Origin of the sequence: Exiguobacterium sp. s43, assembly GCF_018617255.1 — a bacterium.
Lineage (GTDB): Bacteria > Bacillota > Bacilli > Exiguobacteriales > Exiguobacteriaceae > Exiguobacterium > Exiguobacterium profundum.
This window is the reverse complement of record NZ_JACSJT010000001.1, coordinates 1099625-1118479: the sequence shown is the minus strand read 5'-3', so window position 1 is coordinate 1118479 and position 18855 is coordinate 1099625. Positions and strand designations below refer to the sequence as shown.

Sequence of the window (18855 nt, the reverse complement as noted above, 5' to 3'; positions counted from 1 at the left end):
GTCGTTGTTTACATACGATGTCCAGCCTCATCATAAGCTTTAGAATGATGGTTTAGCTGCAAAAATTCATGTCGCAACAACCCGTAGACGACATGATCGACGTAACGGTCATACAGCCACTCCGCATCTCGAATGACCCCTTCTTCCTTAAAGCCGAATCGTTCCGGAAGTGCCCGACTCTTCACATTCTCTGTCGCGACTCGGATCTCAATTTTATTTAGTTTCAAATCTTGAAACCCATACTCGATGATGGTCTCGAGCGCTTGACTCATGATGCCTTTCCCTTGAAACTCTTGTCCGAGCCAGTATCCGATTGTGCCACATTGAATACCACGATCGATTTCGTTAAATCCAATTGTTCCGGCCAGTGCTCCTTTATACATCAAAGCGAACGATTTTGGGCGCCCGCCCGTTTCAATCAACCCTTTGATTCGTCCCTCTATGTTCTGCTTCGAGTCTTCCACCGTCTCAATATAGTCGAGCCAGCCAAGCCACTCTCGCAAATAAGGCTTCGATGCAATCGTCAGCTTAAATAACTCGTCCGCATCGTCTGTATTGAACATTCTCAGTGTGACATCGTCATTTAGTTTATATTCAAGCATATAGTCCCATCCTCATTATTTATTCATTTGTCCTCATATGTCACTGCAACCTTAATTGGATTTATGACGCGTTTATTTAGTTTTTCAAACGTATCAATCAATCTATATTGGTCAATGTCCAATTCAAAAATCTTTCTTACGTATGGTGTATGTCGGCTCACTTCAAAATACCACCTGAAATGTTCTTTATAATCCCATCCATCACTCGATCCGACGATATGTAACTCTTTTTCAAAAAAATGCGGTTGCAACATCAACCCTTCTCGATTGCCATCTGACAAAATACAGATAGATTTATTCGGCTTAACAGCTTGTTGAAGGTTCATGAAACCATCATTACGAGCCGAACATTCAATGCCGTAATCATAGAAGCTCTCCTTCACTTCATTCGGGGTATATACACGGCCAACTCCAAACGTATGAGCCAGTTCTTTCCGATTCGAATCCGGATCGATCGCATCAATCATCGTCACACCATAATAGGTTCGTAGATAATAGATTGCGAGTAACCCCATCGTTCCTAGACCGGAAACAATGACCGAATCGGTAGAGGATGGTGCTAACTTTCTAACCCCTTTTGCTGCATCGCAAGACAAAATCGCTAACAACGCTGTTTTATAATCCACTTCCGGCGGAACGTAAAACGCTTTTTGTTCAGAGACAATCCCATATGTTTGTTGTCCATAGAAGGCGAGCACCCGATCTCCGATATTGAGCGAAGTCACACTTTCTCCTCTATCCACAATGATCCCATAACTCTCATATCCCACTTTTCGGGGATAAACCGGACTCGAGTCAGTCAAATCCGTTTCGTCATATTGAGGAAGCTCTGCCCCAACACTAATGGCGGTGGCAATGGTTTTAATCAAAACCTGATCAGCCTCAAGAGCAGGTATTCGTGTTGTAACCCACTCCAACTTCTTTTTACCTACGAGTTTCAAAGCTTGTTGAATCATTCCATCCTCCTACTATGACAATTTCACCCATATGACAAGTTTACAGAATTAATCAAATTTTGTATAATTATTTTTATATCATTTTATGAAGAGGTGAAAATGTGTAAAAACGATTCGTCCAACCCACCAAATTGAATAGATTCGGAGGAGATTTGTGATGAAATCCTTTTACACACTGCTCGTTAGCCAATGGCTCGCAAACATTGGCGATGTCCTGTACATCGTCGCGCTCATTGCCTTGCTGTATCAACAAACTGGATCCGCTCTCATGGCGGCCAGCTTCCCGATTGCCGTGACTGCCGGTATGACGCTCAGCGGACTCTTTTTCGCCCGCATCCTCAGTCGCTACTCTCTCGGGAAAACGCTCGTCCTGTCACAACTGATGAAGACGATCACCCTTGTGCTCGTTCTCTTCACGGATTCGATTCTTATTCTCGGACTCGTCATGTGGATTGCATTTCTCGATGGATTCGCACGTCCGATTCAAGCCTCGTTCATCCCAAGTTTGGCGACGAATCGTCAACAAGCGAACAGCCTAGTTCAAGGTTCCAATCAGTTCATCCAACTCGCGATGTGGCCGCTCGGGACGATGCTCGTCTCTCTCTCGTCTAGCGCCTTTGCATTAATCGTTTCACTCGTTCTCTTCAGCCTTTCAACGGTTGTGACGATTTACTTCTGTCAATCGCTTACGGAAGACATCGTCGATGATGGAACGGAGGAATCGATTACCTTACGCGATAGTCTTACTTATGTAAGAACGTCACCATTCGCTCGTCGTGTGACTTGGTTTGTGACGTATGAATCATTTGTCAGCACGCTTTGGATTTCAGCGTTGCTCCTCGTCTATCTCGAGCGACATCTGCAAGTCGATACAGGCTGGTGGGGAACTCTTAACGCATCATTTTTGATTAGTATGATTGCGGCGAGTGCCTATCTTTATCGGTCTCGTCGAGCACCCTCGCTACCTTCGACTGCCGTCTTATCCATTGTTGCCGCCATGTTGTTCGGCGTGACCGAGCATCTCGCGTTTGCGATTTTGGCGTTAGTGATTCAAGGGGCAGCCACACAAATGCGGATCATCCAGGCGAATACCGTCATTCAAGAACAGATCCCGACTGCGCGACTTCCCTATGTATATAGTGTGCAACAAACGGGATACGCCCTCGCATTCAGTGTGGGGAGTTTGCTTTTCGGTCTTCTTGCGGATGGACTACCGATCGATTCGGTTTACCTTCTCGGAACACTTTTGACCCTTCCGTTGATTTGGATCGGACGATTGACTGAACAGTCTATGTTGACCGTATCATCTGTATAAACAAGAGGCGCCTTCTCTAAGAGAGGGCGCCTTATGTATAGAACTTTCCACCGAAGTATATGGTTGGACTTCCTTTTCGATTACAATCGAGTGAAATCACAGATGCAACGGTCGGTTCCGAAAGCGTGACGATTTCTAAAACTGAGTTCAGACCGCAAATACGATAGTGCGTGAAGATTGTTGAATCGTCATGTATCACTTCCCAAAACGAGAAACGCGTTCGTGTCAAGAAATCCAAATATCCGGATTGCTCGAATCGTTTGATTTGCGAACCCTCGAACTCATCTGACGGTTCATCCATGATTCCATCCGCAAATGACTCTTGAATGACCTCCATATAGATGACGTCTTCAAAACATAGTTTTACATTGATCACTTCTCTCTGGCAATGAACGCCTCCCGCTTCGACTCGTTCACGGAATGTCGTGTTTCGCTTTCTCTGGTGATCGAGTAATTTCACTTGAAAGGTGAGGCAACTCGATTCTAAATCATGCTGAAAATCAAACACATGAATCATCCCATGATAGAAGAATAGATCCTCAAACTCCATTGTCGCTCCTCCTTTTAGTCACTTTCGTATTGAAATACTCCGACGCCATAGCCTCGCCTAACATCTCCTAAAATGAAAAGTGAAAGTATACACGCTTCAGCCTCAATCAAAAATCGAAATTCTTCTAATTCTTCTCTTGTCTCAATCATTGTAACCAATTGCAGGAGATCACTTTCAGATACATTTGAAAGATTGCATGTCACCATATAGTCATTCGACCATATCTTTCTCCCATGATGTTCGATACTGTACTCACACTTTGTCTGATCTGCCCATCTCTTGAAATCAGATAAAAATCGATTATACTTCAAAATTGTCTGAAACGAAGTGACATCTAATATATGTAATAGTTGAGATATGAACGCCGCTGCCGACTTCACTTTTGGTAACCCAAATTCCCTCCAGTTACTATCCGACGGTAGGTTAAATAGATTTTCTTTCTTTAGAGAAAACGAATCAGGGTCATGAAACTCGCGACTGTAAGCACTTAGAAAATCAACTGTCGAGATGCGTCGTTCATCGAGATCGATCCGTGTCTGAGTTGAATAGATTTCACGACGATACGGATCATACAACAAGAAAAGTTGTTCCTCTGTGTAAACGCCTAACGGCAAGGTCAAATCAATGTACCGAAGTCGTCCTAATTGTGAACTCGTGACCATCACGTCAAGTTCACAATAATCTGTGACTCGATATGAACCGACTGGCAATCGACTTAAATAGCCATGTTTCAATGTGAACAAATCCATCGTCTGAAATGACTGAACATGTAAATGTTCGACGTTTGTTTCATCAAAGTTCAAACTAGATTCTCCTTTCTTGTAACGAATGAAGTAAATTGAACTAAATAATGTCGTATACTGAAAGAAATACATGATCGGAGTGATTCTCATGTCGAAGCTTTCACACGAAGAAACCCTCAAATTACTTAATACCCTCGAGTCTCGTTTCACTGAAAACGTTGAACGTCATTCTGACGTCGTCTGGTCAGACATATTGGAGCGTATTCAAATTGATCAGGATAAGTTGACCTCACTCGCCTTGATGGAAGAGACCGGCGGAGAACCAGACGTGATTCGTCTCCCTAACGGAGACCTCGCTTTTTGCGACTGTTCGGCCGAGAGTCCGAGCGGTCGACGAAGTCTCTGCTATGACGAACCAGCTCTTGAGGCACGTAAAAAGAATAAGCCTGCCGGAAGCGCGGTCGCCTTATCTGAACAGATGGGAATCAGCCTTCTCGATGAAGAAACATACCGACACTTACAAACGCTCGGGGCATTCGACTTGAAAACGTCGAGTTGGATTCAGACACCGGATGTGATACGTCAAAAAGGTGGCGCCCTTTTTTGCGACCGTCGTTATGATCACATCTTCGTCTACCATAACGGTGCAGATTCTTATTATGCCGCTCGAGGATTTAGAGGAATGATCACGATTTAAGCAAGGCATTGCGCTTTGCTTTTTTTATTACAAAAACCAACTCAAAACTTTTGGAATGTAGATGATGAAAAATAAACCGACAGGAATCAATGCGAAAAGCCTTAATATCCACGTATATTTACCCTTGAACTTCCTAAAGTAGAACAACAACGCACCAAACGTAATCGCATTCGCTGTCAAATTCGGTTCTTCTATCTTGTTCTCCATCCATTGCATGAAAAAAACCTTCCATCCAGGAAAGGATTCGAGGGCGAACGACTCACTGAAACTTGGGGTAAGGTTGTATTTCAGCCTCACAAACCAGGCTCCTATATAGACAGAGATGAATAAGAGCGCGTAGCACATCAGTGCAACGTTCCACAATTTTTCTTTCCAACCCTCACTCCGAAAGTACAAGACATACATCACAATCAAGACACTAAAGATCACATTTATGACGAATAGTGGTGAAATCGTCAGGATCGAAAACGTCTCTCGATCTAACACTATCCCCACTTGAAATATCCCTTGCTGAAACATAGCCTTTCCTCATTTCTGATATGTACTGATTCAATCAAAATACGGTAATTGAAATATTAAGAAATGCGCTATATTTCGCTTTACCCCATCTGTGCTCTATTTGAATATACTCGATTTCATAGACCAATCCACTAAAAAACTGCAGACAGATTGTCTGCAGTCCTCGTTTATGCGTGTAATGTCACATTCAACTCTTCCGCGACCGTCTTGAACGCTTCGAGTGCCCGTTCGAGGTCGTCTCGTGTATGCTCCGCTGTGACGATGGTCCGGATGCGTGCTTTCCCACGCTCGACCGTCGGGAAAGCGATACTCTGTGCGAATACGCCATGGTCCTTCAACTTGTCTGAGAATGTATGCGCAAGCGTCTCTTCGCCGAGCATGACCGGTGTGATCGGTGTCGTCGCATGTCCGATATCGAAACCGAGGTCACGTAGACCGTTTTTGAAGAACTCCGTGTTCGCCCATAGCTTGTCGAACAACTCTTCTTCCTCTTTCATGACACGGATCGCTTCACGGTTCGCCGCTACGACTGCCGGTGGATGTGATGTCGAGAAGAGGAACGGACGACCTTTGTGAATCAAGTAATCACGAACGTCTTGTGAACAGGCGACATAGCCACCTAAGACACCGATTGCTTTTGAGAGCGTCCCGACCTGTAACGCGACGCGACCGTCTAATCCGAAGTGGTTGACCGTTCCCCGTCCGTTCTTCCCGAGGACGCCGGATGCATGCGCATCATCGACCATGACCGCAGCGTCATACTTCTCTGCGAGTTCGACGATGGCAGGCAGCGGTGCGATGTTCCCATCCATCGAGAAGACGCCGTCCGTCACGACGAGACGTGTGCGATAGTCCTGCGTCTCTTTCAACGCTTTCTCCAAATCTTCAAGGTCGACGTGTTTATAGATGCGACGTGCCGCTTTCGTGAGACGAATCCCATCGATGATTGATGCATGGTTGAGGGCATCACTGATGACGACATCTTCCGGCCCGAGAAGTGCAGACAAGACCCCGAGGTTCGTCGCGAATCCTGATTGGAAGACGAGTGAGGCCTCCGTATGTTTGAACTCCGCGAGTTCACGCTCGAACGCTTCGTGCATCTCGAACGTCCCGGCAATCGTACGGACCGATCCTGTTCCTGCACCGTACTGTTCGACCGCTTCAATCGCCGCCTGCTTCAGACGCGGGTGATTCGCGAGTCCGAGATAGTTGTTTGATGACAGCTGGACGAGTGACTTCCCATCGATTGTCACTTCATTCCCTTGTGCCGATTCGAGCGGGACGAGCTTACGGAACGTCCCCTGTTCTTTCATCTCATTGATTGCTTCTGTAATATGTTCAAATGCCATGTTGTTTCCCCCTTTAAGGTATTAAGACGACCTTTCCACATTTCCCTGCCCGCATGAGTTCGAACCCTTTTTCGAACTCTTCGAGCTTGAAGACGTGCGTGATGATCGGTTCGACGTTCAACTGACCCGTCGCAAGCATCGTCGATACTTGACTCCACGTTTCATACATCTTACGTCCTGTGATCCCTTGGACGCGGACCCCTTTAAAGACGACGTCCCGTGTGAGGTCGATGGCGACCGGACGAGCCGGAAGTGACAAGACGTTGACGTCCCCACCTGCCGTGACCATCTTGAACGCCTGATCGATCGCAATCGGGTGTCCACTCATCTCACAGACGACATCGATTCCGTCTCCGTCGGTCTCACGCTCGATCAACTCGAGCGGATTCTCTTCTAAACTGTTGATGACGACATCTGCCCCCATCGCTTCGGCGAGTTTTAAACGATATGGATTGACGTCAATCGCATAGACACGACTCGCCCCTGCTGCTTTGGCGACGCCGACCGCCATGAGTCCGATTGGGCCACAACCGACGATGGCGACCGATTTGGCTGACACGTCACTCGCCAACACCGTGTGCACCGCATTCCCGAGTGGTTCTTGAATCGAGGCGAGTTTCGCTGGCATCGACTCCGGGTTCACCCATAGATTTTCTTCAGGCATGACGACATATTCTGCGAAGCAGCCTTGTGTGTCCACACCGATGATTTTTGTGTTCTTACAGATGTGGTACTGCCCGCGCAAACATTGTTTACACTGATGACAGACGATATGCGTTTCAGCAGACACCGTCTGTCCGACTTTGATCCGCTTCGTCCCTTCTCCGAGCGCCACGACTTCCCCCGAAAATTCATGACCAAATACGTATGGTGGTTTGACGCGGCTCTGTGACCATTCATCCCACTCATAGATGTGGACATCGGTCCCGCAAATCGATGTCGCTTTGACTTGAATGAGCACTTCTCCAGGTCCTGGTGTCGGAACTGGTACGTCGACCAGTTTTGCCCCAAACCCGGCCGTGTGTTTTTGAATCGCTTTCATTACTGGTGTCGTTGATTCCGTCTCTTTGGTTGACACAAGTTGTTCCATTGAAAACGTCCCCCTCTTGTCTCTAATGATCGAACGATACGTTCTTTATCATCTTGTCATAAAATGACGAAACTGAGAAGATAGAACGTCCGATTTACACAAAAAAAGAGGAGCCATCCGCGCCGATGGCTCCTCTTCACAAGAATAGGACCTATGTCCCGACCGCTCATCGCGGCTCAATGATGAGCTTGATGGCAGTACGTTCCTCTCCGTCAATCATAATATCAGTAAAGGCCGGAATGCAAATCAAATCGAGACCGCTTGGCGCGACGAAGCCTCGGGCAATCGCGACGGCTTTGATGGACTGATTCAGTGCCCCTGCCCCGATCGCCTGTATCTCACACGTTCCTTTTTCACGTAGCACACCCGCTAAAGCACCCGCAACGGAGTTAGGGTTCGATTTTGCCGAAACTTTGAGTACGTCCATTCTTGTTTCCCCCTCGGGTAGGTTGTTCAATCAAACCAGACGGTCTGATCATCTAGGTGTATTCGTTCGATTTTTGTCGCTCGTTTCGTCTGATCATCGATTGTAATGAAAACTCCATTAAGTTGTTCCCGTCCCTCGGCAACTTCAAACCGAACTGGGAGTTGTGTCATAAATTTTTTTAAAACAGTCGACGCATCCATTCCGAGTACCCCGTCTAGTGGACCGGTCATGCCGACGTCGGTAATGTAGGCCGTGCCGTTCGATAGGACACGCTCGTCCGCTGTCTGCACGTGTGTATGTGTCCCGACAACGGCTTGAGCGCGACCGTCGAGATGATAGCCCATAGCGATTTTCTCGCTTGTCGCCTCAGCATGGACATCTACAAAAATCGCATCGACCTCATCGCGCACTTCTTCGACGAGACGGTCGACGGTACGGAACGGACAGTCAAGAGACGGCAAGAAGACATTTCCCATGACATTGATCACGGCCAATTTCTTCCCATTTTGTTTCAACTTCATCATGCCAACCCCAGGTGTCCCGTCCGGATAGTTGGCCGGACGGACGATCCGATCGGCGTCGTCGATCCAATCAAAGATGTCACGGTTGTCCCACGTGTGGTTTCCCATCGTTACCCCATGAAAGCCGAGCTCCAAAAACTGTTGGTAAATCTTTTTCGTAAGACCACGTCCATTTGCTGCATTCTCACCGTTGACGAGCATGAACGTCGGGTTGTATTTGTCTTTCAAGCGTCCGATTTGTTTCGTCAATATATCACGACCTGGTTTCCCGACCACATCACCGATAAATAAAATTTTCATATAAAGTCCTCCCTCAAACAGAAAAAGCGGAGAAATTCTCCGCTTCGTTTACTTCGCATAATCGACGGAACGTGTTTCACGAATGACCGTCACTTTGATTTGTCCAGGATAATCGAGTTCGTCCTCGATTCGCTTACAAATATCACGTGCCATCTTACCGGCGACGACATCGTCAACGACATCAGGGCGAACGATAATCCGAACTTCACGTCCTGCTTGAATCGCATACGATTTCTCGACACCTTCGAACGACTCACAGATTGATTCGAGTCGTTCAAGACGACGGATGTAGCTTTCAAGTGTCTCTTGGCGAGCTCCAGGACGCGCTGCTGACAAGGCATCAGCCGCTGCCACAAGTACAGCAATCGTCGATGTCGCCTCGACGTCCCCGTGGTGGGAAGCGATCGAATTGATGACGACCGGATGTTCTTTGTATTTCGTCGCGAGTTCTACACCGATTTCAACGTGACTACCTTCGACTTCGTGGTCGATTGCTTTCCCGATATCGTGTAAGAGTCCTGCCCGTTTCGCGAGCGTGACATCTTCACCAAGTTCGGCTGCCATCATCCCGGCAAGATGTGCCACCTCAACCGAGTGAGACAAGACGTTCTGACCATAACTCGTACGATAACGCATGCGACCGAGCGTCTTGACAAGGTCTGGATGGAGTCCGTGAATTCCGGCTTCAAACGTAGCTTCCTCCCCGTATTCACGAATGCGTTCATCCACTTCACGGCGAGACTTCTCTACCATTTCTTCAATTCGAGCGGGGTGAATCCGACCGTCTTGAACGAGTTTTTCAAGCGTCATCTTCGCGATTTCACGACGAACCGGGTCGAACCCTGACAAGATGACGGCTTCTGGTGTGTCATCGATGATGAGGTCAATCCCAGTCAACGTTTCGAGCGTCCGGATGTTACGTCCTTCGCGCCCGATGATACGACCCTTCATCTCATCACTCGGTAAGTTGACAACGGATACCGTCGTCTCGGCGACATGTTCAGCTGCATATCGTTGCATCGTGAGAGATAAGAGGTGTTTCGCTTTTTTATCCGCTTCTTGTTTTGCTTTTTGCTCGATTTCTTTTTGAAGGAGAGCAGCATCGTGAAGCGCTTCCTGCTTCGCTTCGTCCATGATGATGGTACGTGCTTCATCTTTCGAGAGGGATGCCACGCGTACAAGTTCTCGGCGTGCCTCTTCGTATAACTCCTCCACTTTGCTTTCGAGCATTTCTGCTTCACGCTTGCGTTTTTCGAGTCCTCGTTCCTGTTCATCTAGCGAGTCTTCTTTCCGCTCGAGCATGTCTGCTTTGCGGTCAAGAAGCTCTTCCTTTTGAACGAGGCGATTCTCTTTCACTTTCTGTTCTTCGCGACGTTCACGCAATTCTTGTTCCGTCTCATTACGAAGTTGAATCATCTCTTCTTTTACTTCAAGCCGTGCTTCTTTTTGCATCGCTTCCGATTGTTGTTTTGCTTGCTCTACAATCTTAGTCGCTTCCGTCTCGGCACCTTGAATCTTCGCTTCGGCGATCGATTTACGCACAAAAAAACCTGCAACAAAAGCTATCGGCAAAAGGAGGATCAGAATAAGCCAGTATAGCCATTCCATCATGTTCACCTCCCTTTCGCAAGGTTATTTTATTTTTTTAATAAGTGAGATACACGGGCAAGCCCACGCATAACTTTATTGTACTTATTTAATAGGGAGAATGCAATGCACGGACAGGATAGAACTACCAATTGCCTAAAAAATTATACTAAAAAAATCTCACTCGAAAGAATTCGAGTGAGACGATGTGCTTATTCGTCATCGAGAAGTGAGAGGACTTCGTCGTCTTCGCCTTCGACCGTGACCGTTTTTTCTCCATTCAATCCGTAGTGATCTCGAATCTGTTGTTCGACCTCAGCTGCGATTGCTGGATTTTCTTTCATGTATTGCTTGGCGTTTTCACGGCCTTGACCAAGACGTTCTTCATTGAACGAGTACCAAGCTCCGCTCTTTTGAACGATGTCGAGGTCTGCACCGATATCGATGAGTTCCCCTTCACGCGAGATCCCCTCACCATACATAATATCAACTTCCGCTGTTTTGAACGGAGGTGCAATCTTGTTTTTTACAATCTTGATCTTCGTACGGTTCCCGACCATATCTTGACCTTGTTTGAGCGTCTCCGCACGACGAACTTCAAGACGTACAGAAGAGTAGAATTTCAAGGCACGGCCCCCTGGAGTCGTTTCCGGGTTACCGAACATGATCCCGATCTTCTCACGGATTTGGTTGATGAAGATGACAATCGTTTTCGACTTGTTCGTCGCACCAGACAACTTACGAAGTGCTTGAGACATCAAACGAGCTTGAAGACCGACGTGCGAGTCTCCCATTTCCCCTTCGATTTCGGCTTTCGGTACGAGTGCCGCAACCGAGTCGACGACGAGGATATCAACTGCTCCCGAGCGAACGAGCGCTTCAGCGATTTCGAGCGCTTGCTCCCCAGTATCCGGCTGTGAAAGGAGCAACTCATCGATGTTGACCCCAAGATTTTTAGCATACTTCGGATCGAGTGCGTGCTCGGCATCAACGAATGCTGCTTGACCGCCACGCTTTTGGACTTCTGCAATCGCATGAAGGGCAACCGTCGTCTTACCTGAAGATTCTGGTCCGTATACTTCGATGACACGACCGCGTGGATATCCACCCGCACCGAGCGCGACGTCGAGGGCGATTGACCCTGAAGGGATGACCGATACTTGTTGGTCTGTATTTTCACCAAGGCGCATGATTGAGCCTTTACCGAATTGTTTTTCAATCTGGCGTAATGCCATTTCTAACGCTTGTTTACGATCACTCATAGATAAATGAGCCTCCTTTAATTGATACTCTTATTATACGTGAACACTGTACGATACACAAGTTTTTTACGAACATTTATTCGCCTTTTTTGATTCGTTGAATGAGAGCCCATAATCCGTCCTTCGCGGCTCGCATGCGGATGATATTCCGTTCTTGATGGGGATACGTCCGCTCGATGACTTCTATTCCGTTTGGTGTCTTCACTCCGATATAGACCGTACCGATCGGACGACCCGAATTCGATGTCGGTCCTGCCTCTCCCGTGAAAGAGAGGACATAGTCGGCATGGGTGGTCTTTGACAATCCGTCCACCATCTCATAGGCAACTTCTTTTGAGACGACTGAGTGCTGTTCAATTGTATCAAGCGAGACCCCTAAATACCTATTTTTTAGCTCATCCGAATAGGTCACGACTCCACCTAGAAAGACGACTGAAGCGCCAGGTGTTGATGTAATCATCGATTGTACCTCGCCGCCGGTCAACGACTCAGCCACAGCGAACGTACGATTCAATCTAGACAATGATTGGACAAGATGTGATGCGATCGTTTCATCGTCAGAGCCGAAGTAGTACGAACCGACCCGTTTCATAATCTCAGTCTTCACTTCTTCAATCATCTGACGCGCGGTCACCTCGTCCGTCGCTCGAGCACTGATCCGAAGTCTTGCCTCTCCCGTCTCGGCATAGGGGGCAACGGTCGGATTCGAGCCGTCCAATAAGTCCTTCACGGCATCGTCGAGAGCGGATTCTCCAATCTCATAAAACCGTAATGACTCTGAGACGAGCGTCGCTCCTGATAGTTTCTGCGGAAACGTCGCCTCGACCAAAGCTTTCATTTCACGTGGCACACCCGGTAAAAGCAACCACGTCGTGTCTCCGGCAATCCACATGCCCGGGGCAAGCCCGACCGGATTTGGTAATACGTCTGCTCCGCTGAGCACGTCGGCTTGGCGAGCGTCCCCATCATTCATCAATCGATTTCGTGACACGAGGAATCGTTGAATCGTCTCATACGCTTCCTCATCCCGAACGATCGGACGGTCTAGTAAGTCGGAAAGGACTGTCTTTGTGACATCATCCGCCGTCGGACCGAGTCCACCCGTGACGATGACAAAGTCGGAACGACGACGGGCGATTTCAAACGTCTCTCGCATTCGTACCGCGTTATCCCCGACAACTTGATGATACAAGACCGGCACACCGTACTTCGACAGTTGTTCTGATATGTAACTCGCATTCGTATTGACGATTTCCCCTAAGAGCAACTCGCTTCCTACCGCAATGATTTCGGCTCGTTTCATCTCATTTCCTCCTCAACTTCAAAAAAAAGACGAGCTAGATCAACCAACTCGTCTCTGTCGACTTACATCGACTTCACAATAATCTTATAGTTTTGTGCGAAATATTCGGCACCTGAGTAAATTGTAAGTACGAGCGCCAACCACATCGCCCATTCGCCAAACGGGATCCCGACATAGCTAAAGATCGGGTTACCGAACAGTAAGAAGATGATGGCAAAGAGCTGCACCCACGTCTTCGCTTTTCCAGATTTCCCGGCCGCGACGACAATCCCTTCATCGGCAGCGACGAGACGTAAGCCTGTAACCGCAAATTCACGTGATAGAATCACGACGACGACCCACGCCGCGACGAGATCCATCTCAACGAGCAACACAAGGGCCGCCGTGACGAGCAGTTTATCTGCGAGCGGGTCCATAAATTTACCAAAGTTCGTGACTAAGTTATGCTTACGGGCCAAATGTCCGTCTAACCAGTCTGTAATGGCCGCAATCGTAAAAATCACACCAGCGATAAATTGGTGCATCGGGATATCAGCGCCTAAAAAAGCGATGTTTCCCCAATCAAAATCAACAGCGAGTAAGACGACGAATACGGGGATCAAGACCACGCGTAGCATCGTCAATCGGTTAGGTAGGTTCATATAGAACGCCTCCTCTTAGAAGGAGAGTCGACTTATTCGGCGTCGACTCTCTTTACAAAAATATTTTGTGTGACCGGAGACTCTTGAAGCTCGAGCTCACGACCGTTGACGACGATTTTCTCAACGCCTGCGATGAGTCCGATTCGAATACGCAATGTGTCCGTCTCGGCATCTTCAATGACAATCGGATTCTGTTTCGACTGGTTCGGATACTCCGGTGCGAGAAAGGCTCCTTCTAACGACGTATCACGAACACCCACGTAAGAGGCAGGTGACTCCTTCACATAAATCTCGGTCGACAGTTTCTCGTTCGTCGCGAGTTCATAAGTGATATCTGCCCCATTCGACTCCTTCACCGCAATCGGACCAGATTCCGCTGGCGGTTCTTCTTCGGTCGGCTCCTCTTCAGTCGGTTCCTCCTCGACCGGTTCATCAGCCGGGACATCCTCATTCTGGTCGACTGTGACACCAGAACTTGGCGGTTCGGCAGGACTTGCATCCTGACCACCGAAGTCGATGCTTCTCACTGCGAAATAAATCGCGGTGATGAGCAAGAAGACCGTGAGAACGAGGAGAACTTTCGGAACCCATCTCGAGACCCGACTTGTCGACTCGGAAGCCTTCGAATACGTTTTCTTCCGAGAGAGTTGAACAGACGGCTGTGCCTCGATGACCGGTAAATCTTTTGCATATGTCTCGTATAATTCATCCACATCTAGGCCGAGCGACTCCGCATACGTCTTAATGAACGCCCGTGCATAAAAAGAGCCAGGGAGATTTTTGTAATCACCTTCCTCGATTGCGATGATATAGCGCTTTTGAATCTTCGTCGTCTGCTGGATTTGGTCGAGCGTCAATCCGCTCTCCTCACGCTTTTGTTTCAAAAAAGTCCCTAGTTCTGTCACAGGGGTCCACACCTTCCATTCACATAATTATTCAAACCATTCTGACTCACGATGCGTTTCTTGTGGGATGATGATCGTCTCATCCGGATTGTTTCTCAATTCAATAATATAATCAAAGTCTTCATACACGCAATCGGTGTTTCGGACGTACAGGTCAGGGTGTTCGATGACTTTCACGGCCGGCAACCGCATGACTTCACGAATGAGCTGGCGATGTCGTTCATCCATCGTTCGGGTAGAGACGGCACCATCGATTATGTATACGTGATCGCCTTCCCGTTCCTCTTCAAATAATGAGGTCCGAACGGTCTGTTTCATCAGTGTCGAGGAAAGAAACAACCATCGTTTGTTCGCACACACACTCGCTGCTACGATGGACTCCGTCTTTCCGACGCGTGGATTTCCACGAACACCGATTAACAAATGGCGTTCTTCCTTCATCAGTTCCGCAACGAAATCGACGAGAATGCCCAAATCTTCACGGACGAAGCGAAACGTTTTTTTGTCATCACTATCATGGTCGATATAACGACCGTGACGGATTGCAATCCGGTCTCGTAACTTCGGACGGCGCAACTTGATGACGGCAATAGCTTCCATCCGCTTTAAAATATGCTCGAGTCGATGCACATGATCGGCGGCAGGTGCTTTGAGCAACATTCCCCGTCGCTGCAAATCGACCCCATTGATGGTGACGATGGAGATTTGAAGCATCCCCATGAGAGATGCGATGTCTCCGAGGATACCCGGTCGATTCTGACACAATTCATATTCGAGATACCACTCTTCGAATTTATGTTCCATCCCCAACCATCCTTTCGAGCGAGTTCGCTACCTTGCCTATTTTAAATTATTTTAGAAGAATTGAAAAGAACAGGTTTATTTACATGAATCGGATCATTGCCAACCGCCGTCGACGCGTATCACCGTGCCCGTCATATACGAGGCGTCCGGTGAGCACAAGAAACGGATCGTGTTGGCCACGTCCTCTGCCGCACCGAGACGTCCAAGTGGAATGTCATCGATCACGGATTGTTTCGACTCTTCTACCGTATCATTCATTGGCGTATCAATCCACCCCGGGGTCACCGCATTGACTCGAACATTGAACGGTCCGGCTTCTCGTGCGAACGCCTTGACGAAGCCGAGCTGTGCCGCTTTGACGGTTGAATAAAACACCTCAGCCGCCGCACCGACCTCTCCCCATACACTCGAGACAATCACGATATCCACGTGATGATCGTAAGGCTTCCTTGCAACGACGGACTGGATGAGTCGGATCATTGCCCGAACATGTACATCGTACAGCCGGTCGAGCTCATCCATCGACTGGTCGACGACGAGACCATGGAGCGCATGTCCGGCCACATATACAATTCGGTCGATGTCCAGCATATCCTGCACCCACGACTCAACAGCGTCACGGTCTGTTAGGTCACAAGGGAGAATTTCTGCCGAAAGATTCTCTTCATCTATCAAATGACGGAGTCTATCACTACTCTCGTTCGCATGCAAAATCAGTTCATCTTCACGAAAAGCGAGCGAGACGGCACGTCCGATGGTACCGCTCGCTCCAACAATCAATGTCTTCATCGTTTTTTGACGATGCATACCGTTCGTTGTTCATGGCGGAACAAGCGCTCGTATGCTTCGTATAGTTCGTCGAGTGTGATGGCATCAATCAAAGTCGGGATTTCAAACAAATTCCCATCATTGAGTGCATATCGAGAGAACTGATTTGCGATGAATTCCGGTGAGTTCAATGCTTTCAAGAACTGTCCTTGCATCATGCGTTTCTTCCGGTCGAGCGTCTCTTGACTCAACTGAAGTGGACGTTCTAACGCCTCCGTCACACGGTCGACAAACGCATCTACTTCCGACGTCTCCATCGACAAGGCGGCAAAGGCAAACGTTTCCTCTGACGTATAGTCAAACGAGAAGGCATCGTCAATCAATCCTTCAGCATAAAGTTCTGTATAAAGAGGAGCTGTCGTGTCGAAGAGCGCATGCATGAGCAATTCTACTGTCAATTCTTGCTTCAGACCTGCTTCCCCAGCTTGTGGTACATCCTTATACCCAATCATGACTTTCGGTACAGAGACGTCCATCTCGATGACCCGTTCTGACAGACGAACCGTGGTCGGTTCATATACTGTCTCACGAGCACTCAATCGTGGTGTCTCAAAAGATTTACCTGCTTGGTTATCTCGAATCAAGGCAAGCATCTCATCCGGTTCGATGTTCCCGACGACGAACAATGCCATGTTGCTCGGATGATAGAACGCTTGATGACAGGTGTACAAGTCTTCCGCCGTGATCTTTGAAATCGATTCGATTGTACCTGCGATATCAATCTTGACGGGATGTGTCTCGTACATCGCCTCAATTAAACCAAAATACAAGCGCCATCCGGGATTGTCTTGATACATTTGAATCTCTTGACCGATGATGCCTTTCTCTTTCTCGACCGACTCTTTCGTAAAATAAGGAGTCTGGACGAAATCAAGTAGCGTTTGTACGTTTTCCGAAATCTTGGACGTGGCACCGAACAAATAAGCCGTCCGTGTGAAGGAAGTGAAAGCGTTCGCTGACGCTCCTTGACGACCGAATTGTTGGAAGACGTCACCATCTTCTTTCTCGAACATCTTATGTTCTAAGAAATGTGCGATACCATCAGGAACCTCGATCCAGTCTTCTAGTTTGAAGCGTCGGTCAATCGATCCATATTTAGTCGTGAACGTCGCGAATGTTTTTTCATATCCAGTCTTTTTCAACAAGTAAACGGAGAGGCCATTGTCGAGAACGTGATGATGTAACGTCTCTCCGACGTTAGGAAAGTCTAATTTCATGCTTCTCCTCCTTTCAAGCAATAAACCGCTTCGAGTTCCATTTCTTTCGCAAGCGCAACGACATGATCTCGTGTCGTGTTTTCAATGATTGCCATCTCTTCGTCTAACGAGAACGGACGAACGTCTGCTCCACTCATCCAAGCAATCAATTGACGTGGACTGTCTCCAAGTTGTCGACGTTGATAGAACAACAACTCTTTCGTCTGTTGCAACGTCTCATCCTCAAACTCGCCCGCTTGTAAAGCGTTCAATTGCTCTTCGATGATCTGTTCGGTTTTTTGCTGGTTCGACGCATCGATGCCGGCATAGACGAACAACTTCCGACTGAGGGAACTATATTGTGAAGCGGCATAGTACGCCAGGCTCTCTTTTTCACGCACGTTCATGAACAGTTTCGAGTGAGGGAATCCTCCGAACAATCCATTCACGACTTGCATACGAATCGCCGCTTCCGTTCTTGGGTCGACATTGAGTGAATAAGCGAGATGGAGCTTGCTTTGTTTAATGTCTTGGTGTTCTTCCAAACGCTTGAACTCTCCTCGACTCGCTTCTGGTAACAGGCGTGGTCGACGTGTCCCAAGGGATTCCAATGGATTGAAAGCCTGTTCGACTTGCTCACGATTGACATCCCCGACAACATAGATGTCCACACGGTCATGTTGAATCATCGATTGATATGCCTCATATAATGATTTCGGTGTGACATGGTCGAGTTGCTCAAGCGTACCGAGTGACGGAATCGCAAGTTCTCCTCCGAGCATTTCTTGTAGACGCTGTTGGGCGAAACGCATTTTGTCATCATAGACCGATTCGATACGCTGACGTTGCAATCGACGTTCCTGCTCGACGATGAGTGGCTGGAACGCCCCATCGTATGCGTTCGGACGAAGGAGAACGTCTTCGAGTAACTCGATTGCCTGACTCAATACGTCTTCTCCGACAAGATGATCGTTGACGACTTCGAGTTGGAATTGGATGACGTGCTCCTTTCCGATCTTAGATGCACCAGCATATAAGTTTGTGTCATACAACTCCTCTAGCGGTGTGTGAAATAACTCAATGGATGGATACGTTGCCGTCGATTTCTCCATAATGAACGGGAGCAATGCCCGATCTGCGACCGTCTCCGCCGATAATGGAGCGGCGAATGACACGAGACAAGTCGTCGTTTTAAATTTTTTGGTCGGATAGACCGAGTAGTGCAATTGATGTTGGAACTGTTCGATTCCTTTCATCTGC

General features: G+C 47.9%; 19 protein-coding genes. 2 read left to right on the top strand and 17 right to left on the bottom strand.

What is annotated here, in order from left to right; genetic code table 11:
- Positions 1–8: 8 nt before the first annotated feature.
- Together KNO79_RS05760 and KNO79_RS05755 are read right to left on the bottom strand one after the other, a co-directional pair.
- Positions 9–602 (bottom strand): GNAT family N-acetyltransferase, encoded by a 594-nt coding sequence (locus tag KNO79_RS05760; protein WP_214690813.1) that lies wholly within the window; start codon positions 600–602, stop codon positions 9–11.
- A 23-nt stretch (positions 603–625) separates the two neighbouring features.
- Positions 626–1558, bottom strand: a complete 933-nt coding sequence (locus KNO79_RS05755) for an alcohol dehydrogenase catalytic domain-containing protein (RefSeq protein ID WP_214690812.1) — start codon at positions 1556–1558, stop codon at positions 626–628.
- 157 nt (positions 1559–1715) lie between these two features.
- On the opposite strand from KNO79_RS05755, the gene KNO79_RS05750 reads away from it, so the two are divergent.
- A complete protein-coding gene (locus tag KNO79_RS05750) occupies positions 1716–2873 on the top strand; it encodes an MFS transporter (protein ID WP_214690811.1) in 1158 nt (385 codons plus the stop codon).
- 31 nt (positions 2874–2904) lie between these two features.
- On the opposite strand, the gene KNO79_RS05745 is transcribed toward KNO79_RS05750, so the two are convergent.
- Both KNO79_RS05745 and KNO79_RS05740 read right to left on the bottom strand, forming a co-directional pair.
- Positions 2905–3423, bottom strand: coding sequence for a hypothetical protein (locus KNO79_RS05745; protein ID WP_214690810.1), 519 nt, complete (start codon positions 3421–3423; stop codon positions 2905–2907).
- Between the two features lie 14 nt (positions 3424–3437).
- Positions 3438–4226, bottom strand: a complete 789-nt coding sequence (locus tag KNO79_RS05740; RefSeq protein ID WP_214690809.1) for a hypothetical protein — start codon at positions 4224–4226, stop codon at positions 3438–3440.
- Between the two features lie 88 nt (positions 4227–4314).
- Here KNO79_RS05740 and KNO79_RS05735 point away from each other — a divergent pair, with 88 nt between their 5' ends.
- Positions 4315–4863: a DUF4256 domain-containing protein gene (locus KNO79_RS05735; RefSeq protein ID WP_214690808.1), complete on the top strand. Its 549-nt coding sequence runs from the start codon at positions 4315–4317 to the stop codon at positions 4861–4863.
- A gap of 686 nt (positions 4864–5549) precedes the next feature.
- Here KNO79_RS05735 and KNO79_RS05730 read toward each other — a convergent pair.
- From KNO79_RS05730 to yfmF, 13 genes are all read right to left on the bottom strand, one after another.
- Entirely contained in the window at positions 5550–6731 is a 1182-nt protein-coding gene (locus KNO79_RS05730) for a glycine C-acetyltransferase (RefSeq protein WP_012726475.1), read from the bottom strand.
- 13 nt (positions 6732–6744) lie between these two features.
- Positions 6745–7821 carry an L-threonine 3-dehydrogenase gene (tdh, locus tag KNO79_RS05725; protein WP_214690807.1) on the bottom strand — a complete coding sequence of 359 codons (1077 nt, stop codon included), beginning with the start codon at positions 7819–7821 and terminating at the stop codon, positions 6745–6747.
- A gap of 166 nt (positions 7822–7987) precedes the next feature.
- Positions 7988–8248, bottom strand: coding sequence for a stage V sporulation protein S (locus tag KNO79_RS05720; protein ID WP_012726477.1), 261 nt, complete (start codon positions 8246–8248; stop codon positions 7988–7990).
- Between the two features lie 26 nt (positions 8249–8274).
- On the bottom strand, positions 8275–9069 hold the full coding sequence (locus KNO79_RS05715; protein ID WP_074036837.1) for a TIGR00282 family metallophosphoesterase: 795 nt from the start codon (positions 9067–9069) through the stop codon (positions 8275–8277).
- 48 nt (positions 9070–9117) lie between these two features.
- Positions 9118–10680, bottom strand: a complete 1563-nt coding sequence (gene rny / locus KNO79_RS05710; RefSeq protein ID WP_035387855.1) for a ribonuclease Y — start codon at positions 10678–10680, stop codon at positions 9118–9120.
- Between the two features lie 188 nt (positions 10681–10868).
- Entirely contained in the window at positions 10869–11918 is a 1050-nt protein-coding gene (recA, locus tag KNO79_RS05705) for a recombinase RecA (protein WP_012726480.1), read from the bottom strand.
- A gap of 76 nt (positions 11919–11994) precedes the next feature.
- A complete protein-coding gene (locus KNO79_RS05700; protein ID WP_214690806.1) occupies positions 11995–13221 on the bottom strand; it encodes a competence/damage-inducible protein A in 1227 nt (408 codons plus the stop codon).
- Positions 13222–13283: 62 nt separating this feature from the next.
- Positions 13284–13862, bottom strand: a complete 579-nt coding sequence (gene pgsA / locus KNO79_RS05695) for a CDP-diacylglycerol--glycerol-3-phosphate 3-phosphatidyltransferase (protein ID WP_074036832.1) — start codon at positions 13860–13862, stop codon at positions 13284–13286.
- A 32-nt stretch (positions 13863–13894) separates the two neighbouring features.
- Positions 13895–14767 (bottom strand): helix-turn-helix domain-containing protein, encoded by an 873-nt coding sequence (locus KNO79_RS05690; protein ID WP_078147046.1) that lies wholly within the window; start codon positions 14765–14767, stop codon positions 13895–13897.
- Positions 14768–14794: 27 nt separating this feature from the next.
- A complete protein-coding gene (locus tag KNO79_RS05685; protein ID WP_012726484.1) occupies positions 14795–15571 on the bottom strand; it encodes a YmfK family protein in 777 nt (258 codons plus the stop codon).
- A 93-nt stretch (positions 15572–15664) separates the two neighbouring features.
- Positions 15665–16378: an elongation factor P 5-aminopentanone reductase gene (gene ymfI / locus KNO79_RS05680; RefSeq protein WP_251125244.1), complete on the bottom strand. Its 714-nt coding sequence runs from the start codon at positions 16376–16378 to the stop codon at positions 15665–15667.
- Positions 16357–17616, bottom strand: coding sequence for an EF-P 5-aminopentanol modification-associated protein YfmH (gene yfmH / locus KNO79_RS05675; protein WP_214690805.1), 1260 nt, complete (start codon positions 17614–17616; stop codon positions 16357–16359). The genes ymfI and yfmH overlap by 22 nt, the downstream gene beginning before the upstream one ends.
- Entirely contained in the window at positions 17613–18851 is a 1239-nt protein-coding gene (gene yfmF, locus KNO79_RS05670) for an EF-P 5-aminopentanol modification-associated protein YfmF (RefSeq protein WP_214690804.1), read from the bottom strand. Before yfmF ends, yfmH begins: the two co-directional genes overlap by 4 nt.
- Positions 18852–18855 lie beyond the last annotated feature (4 nt).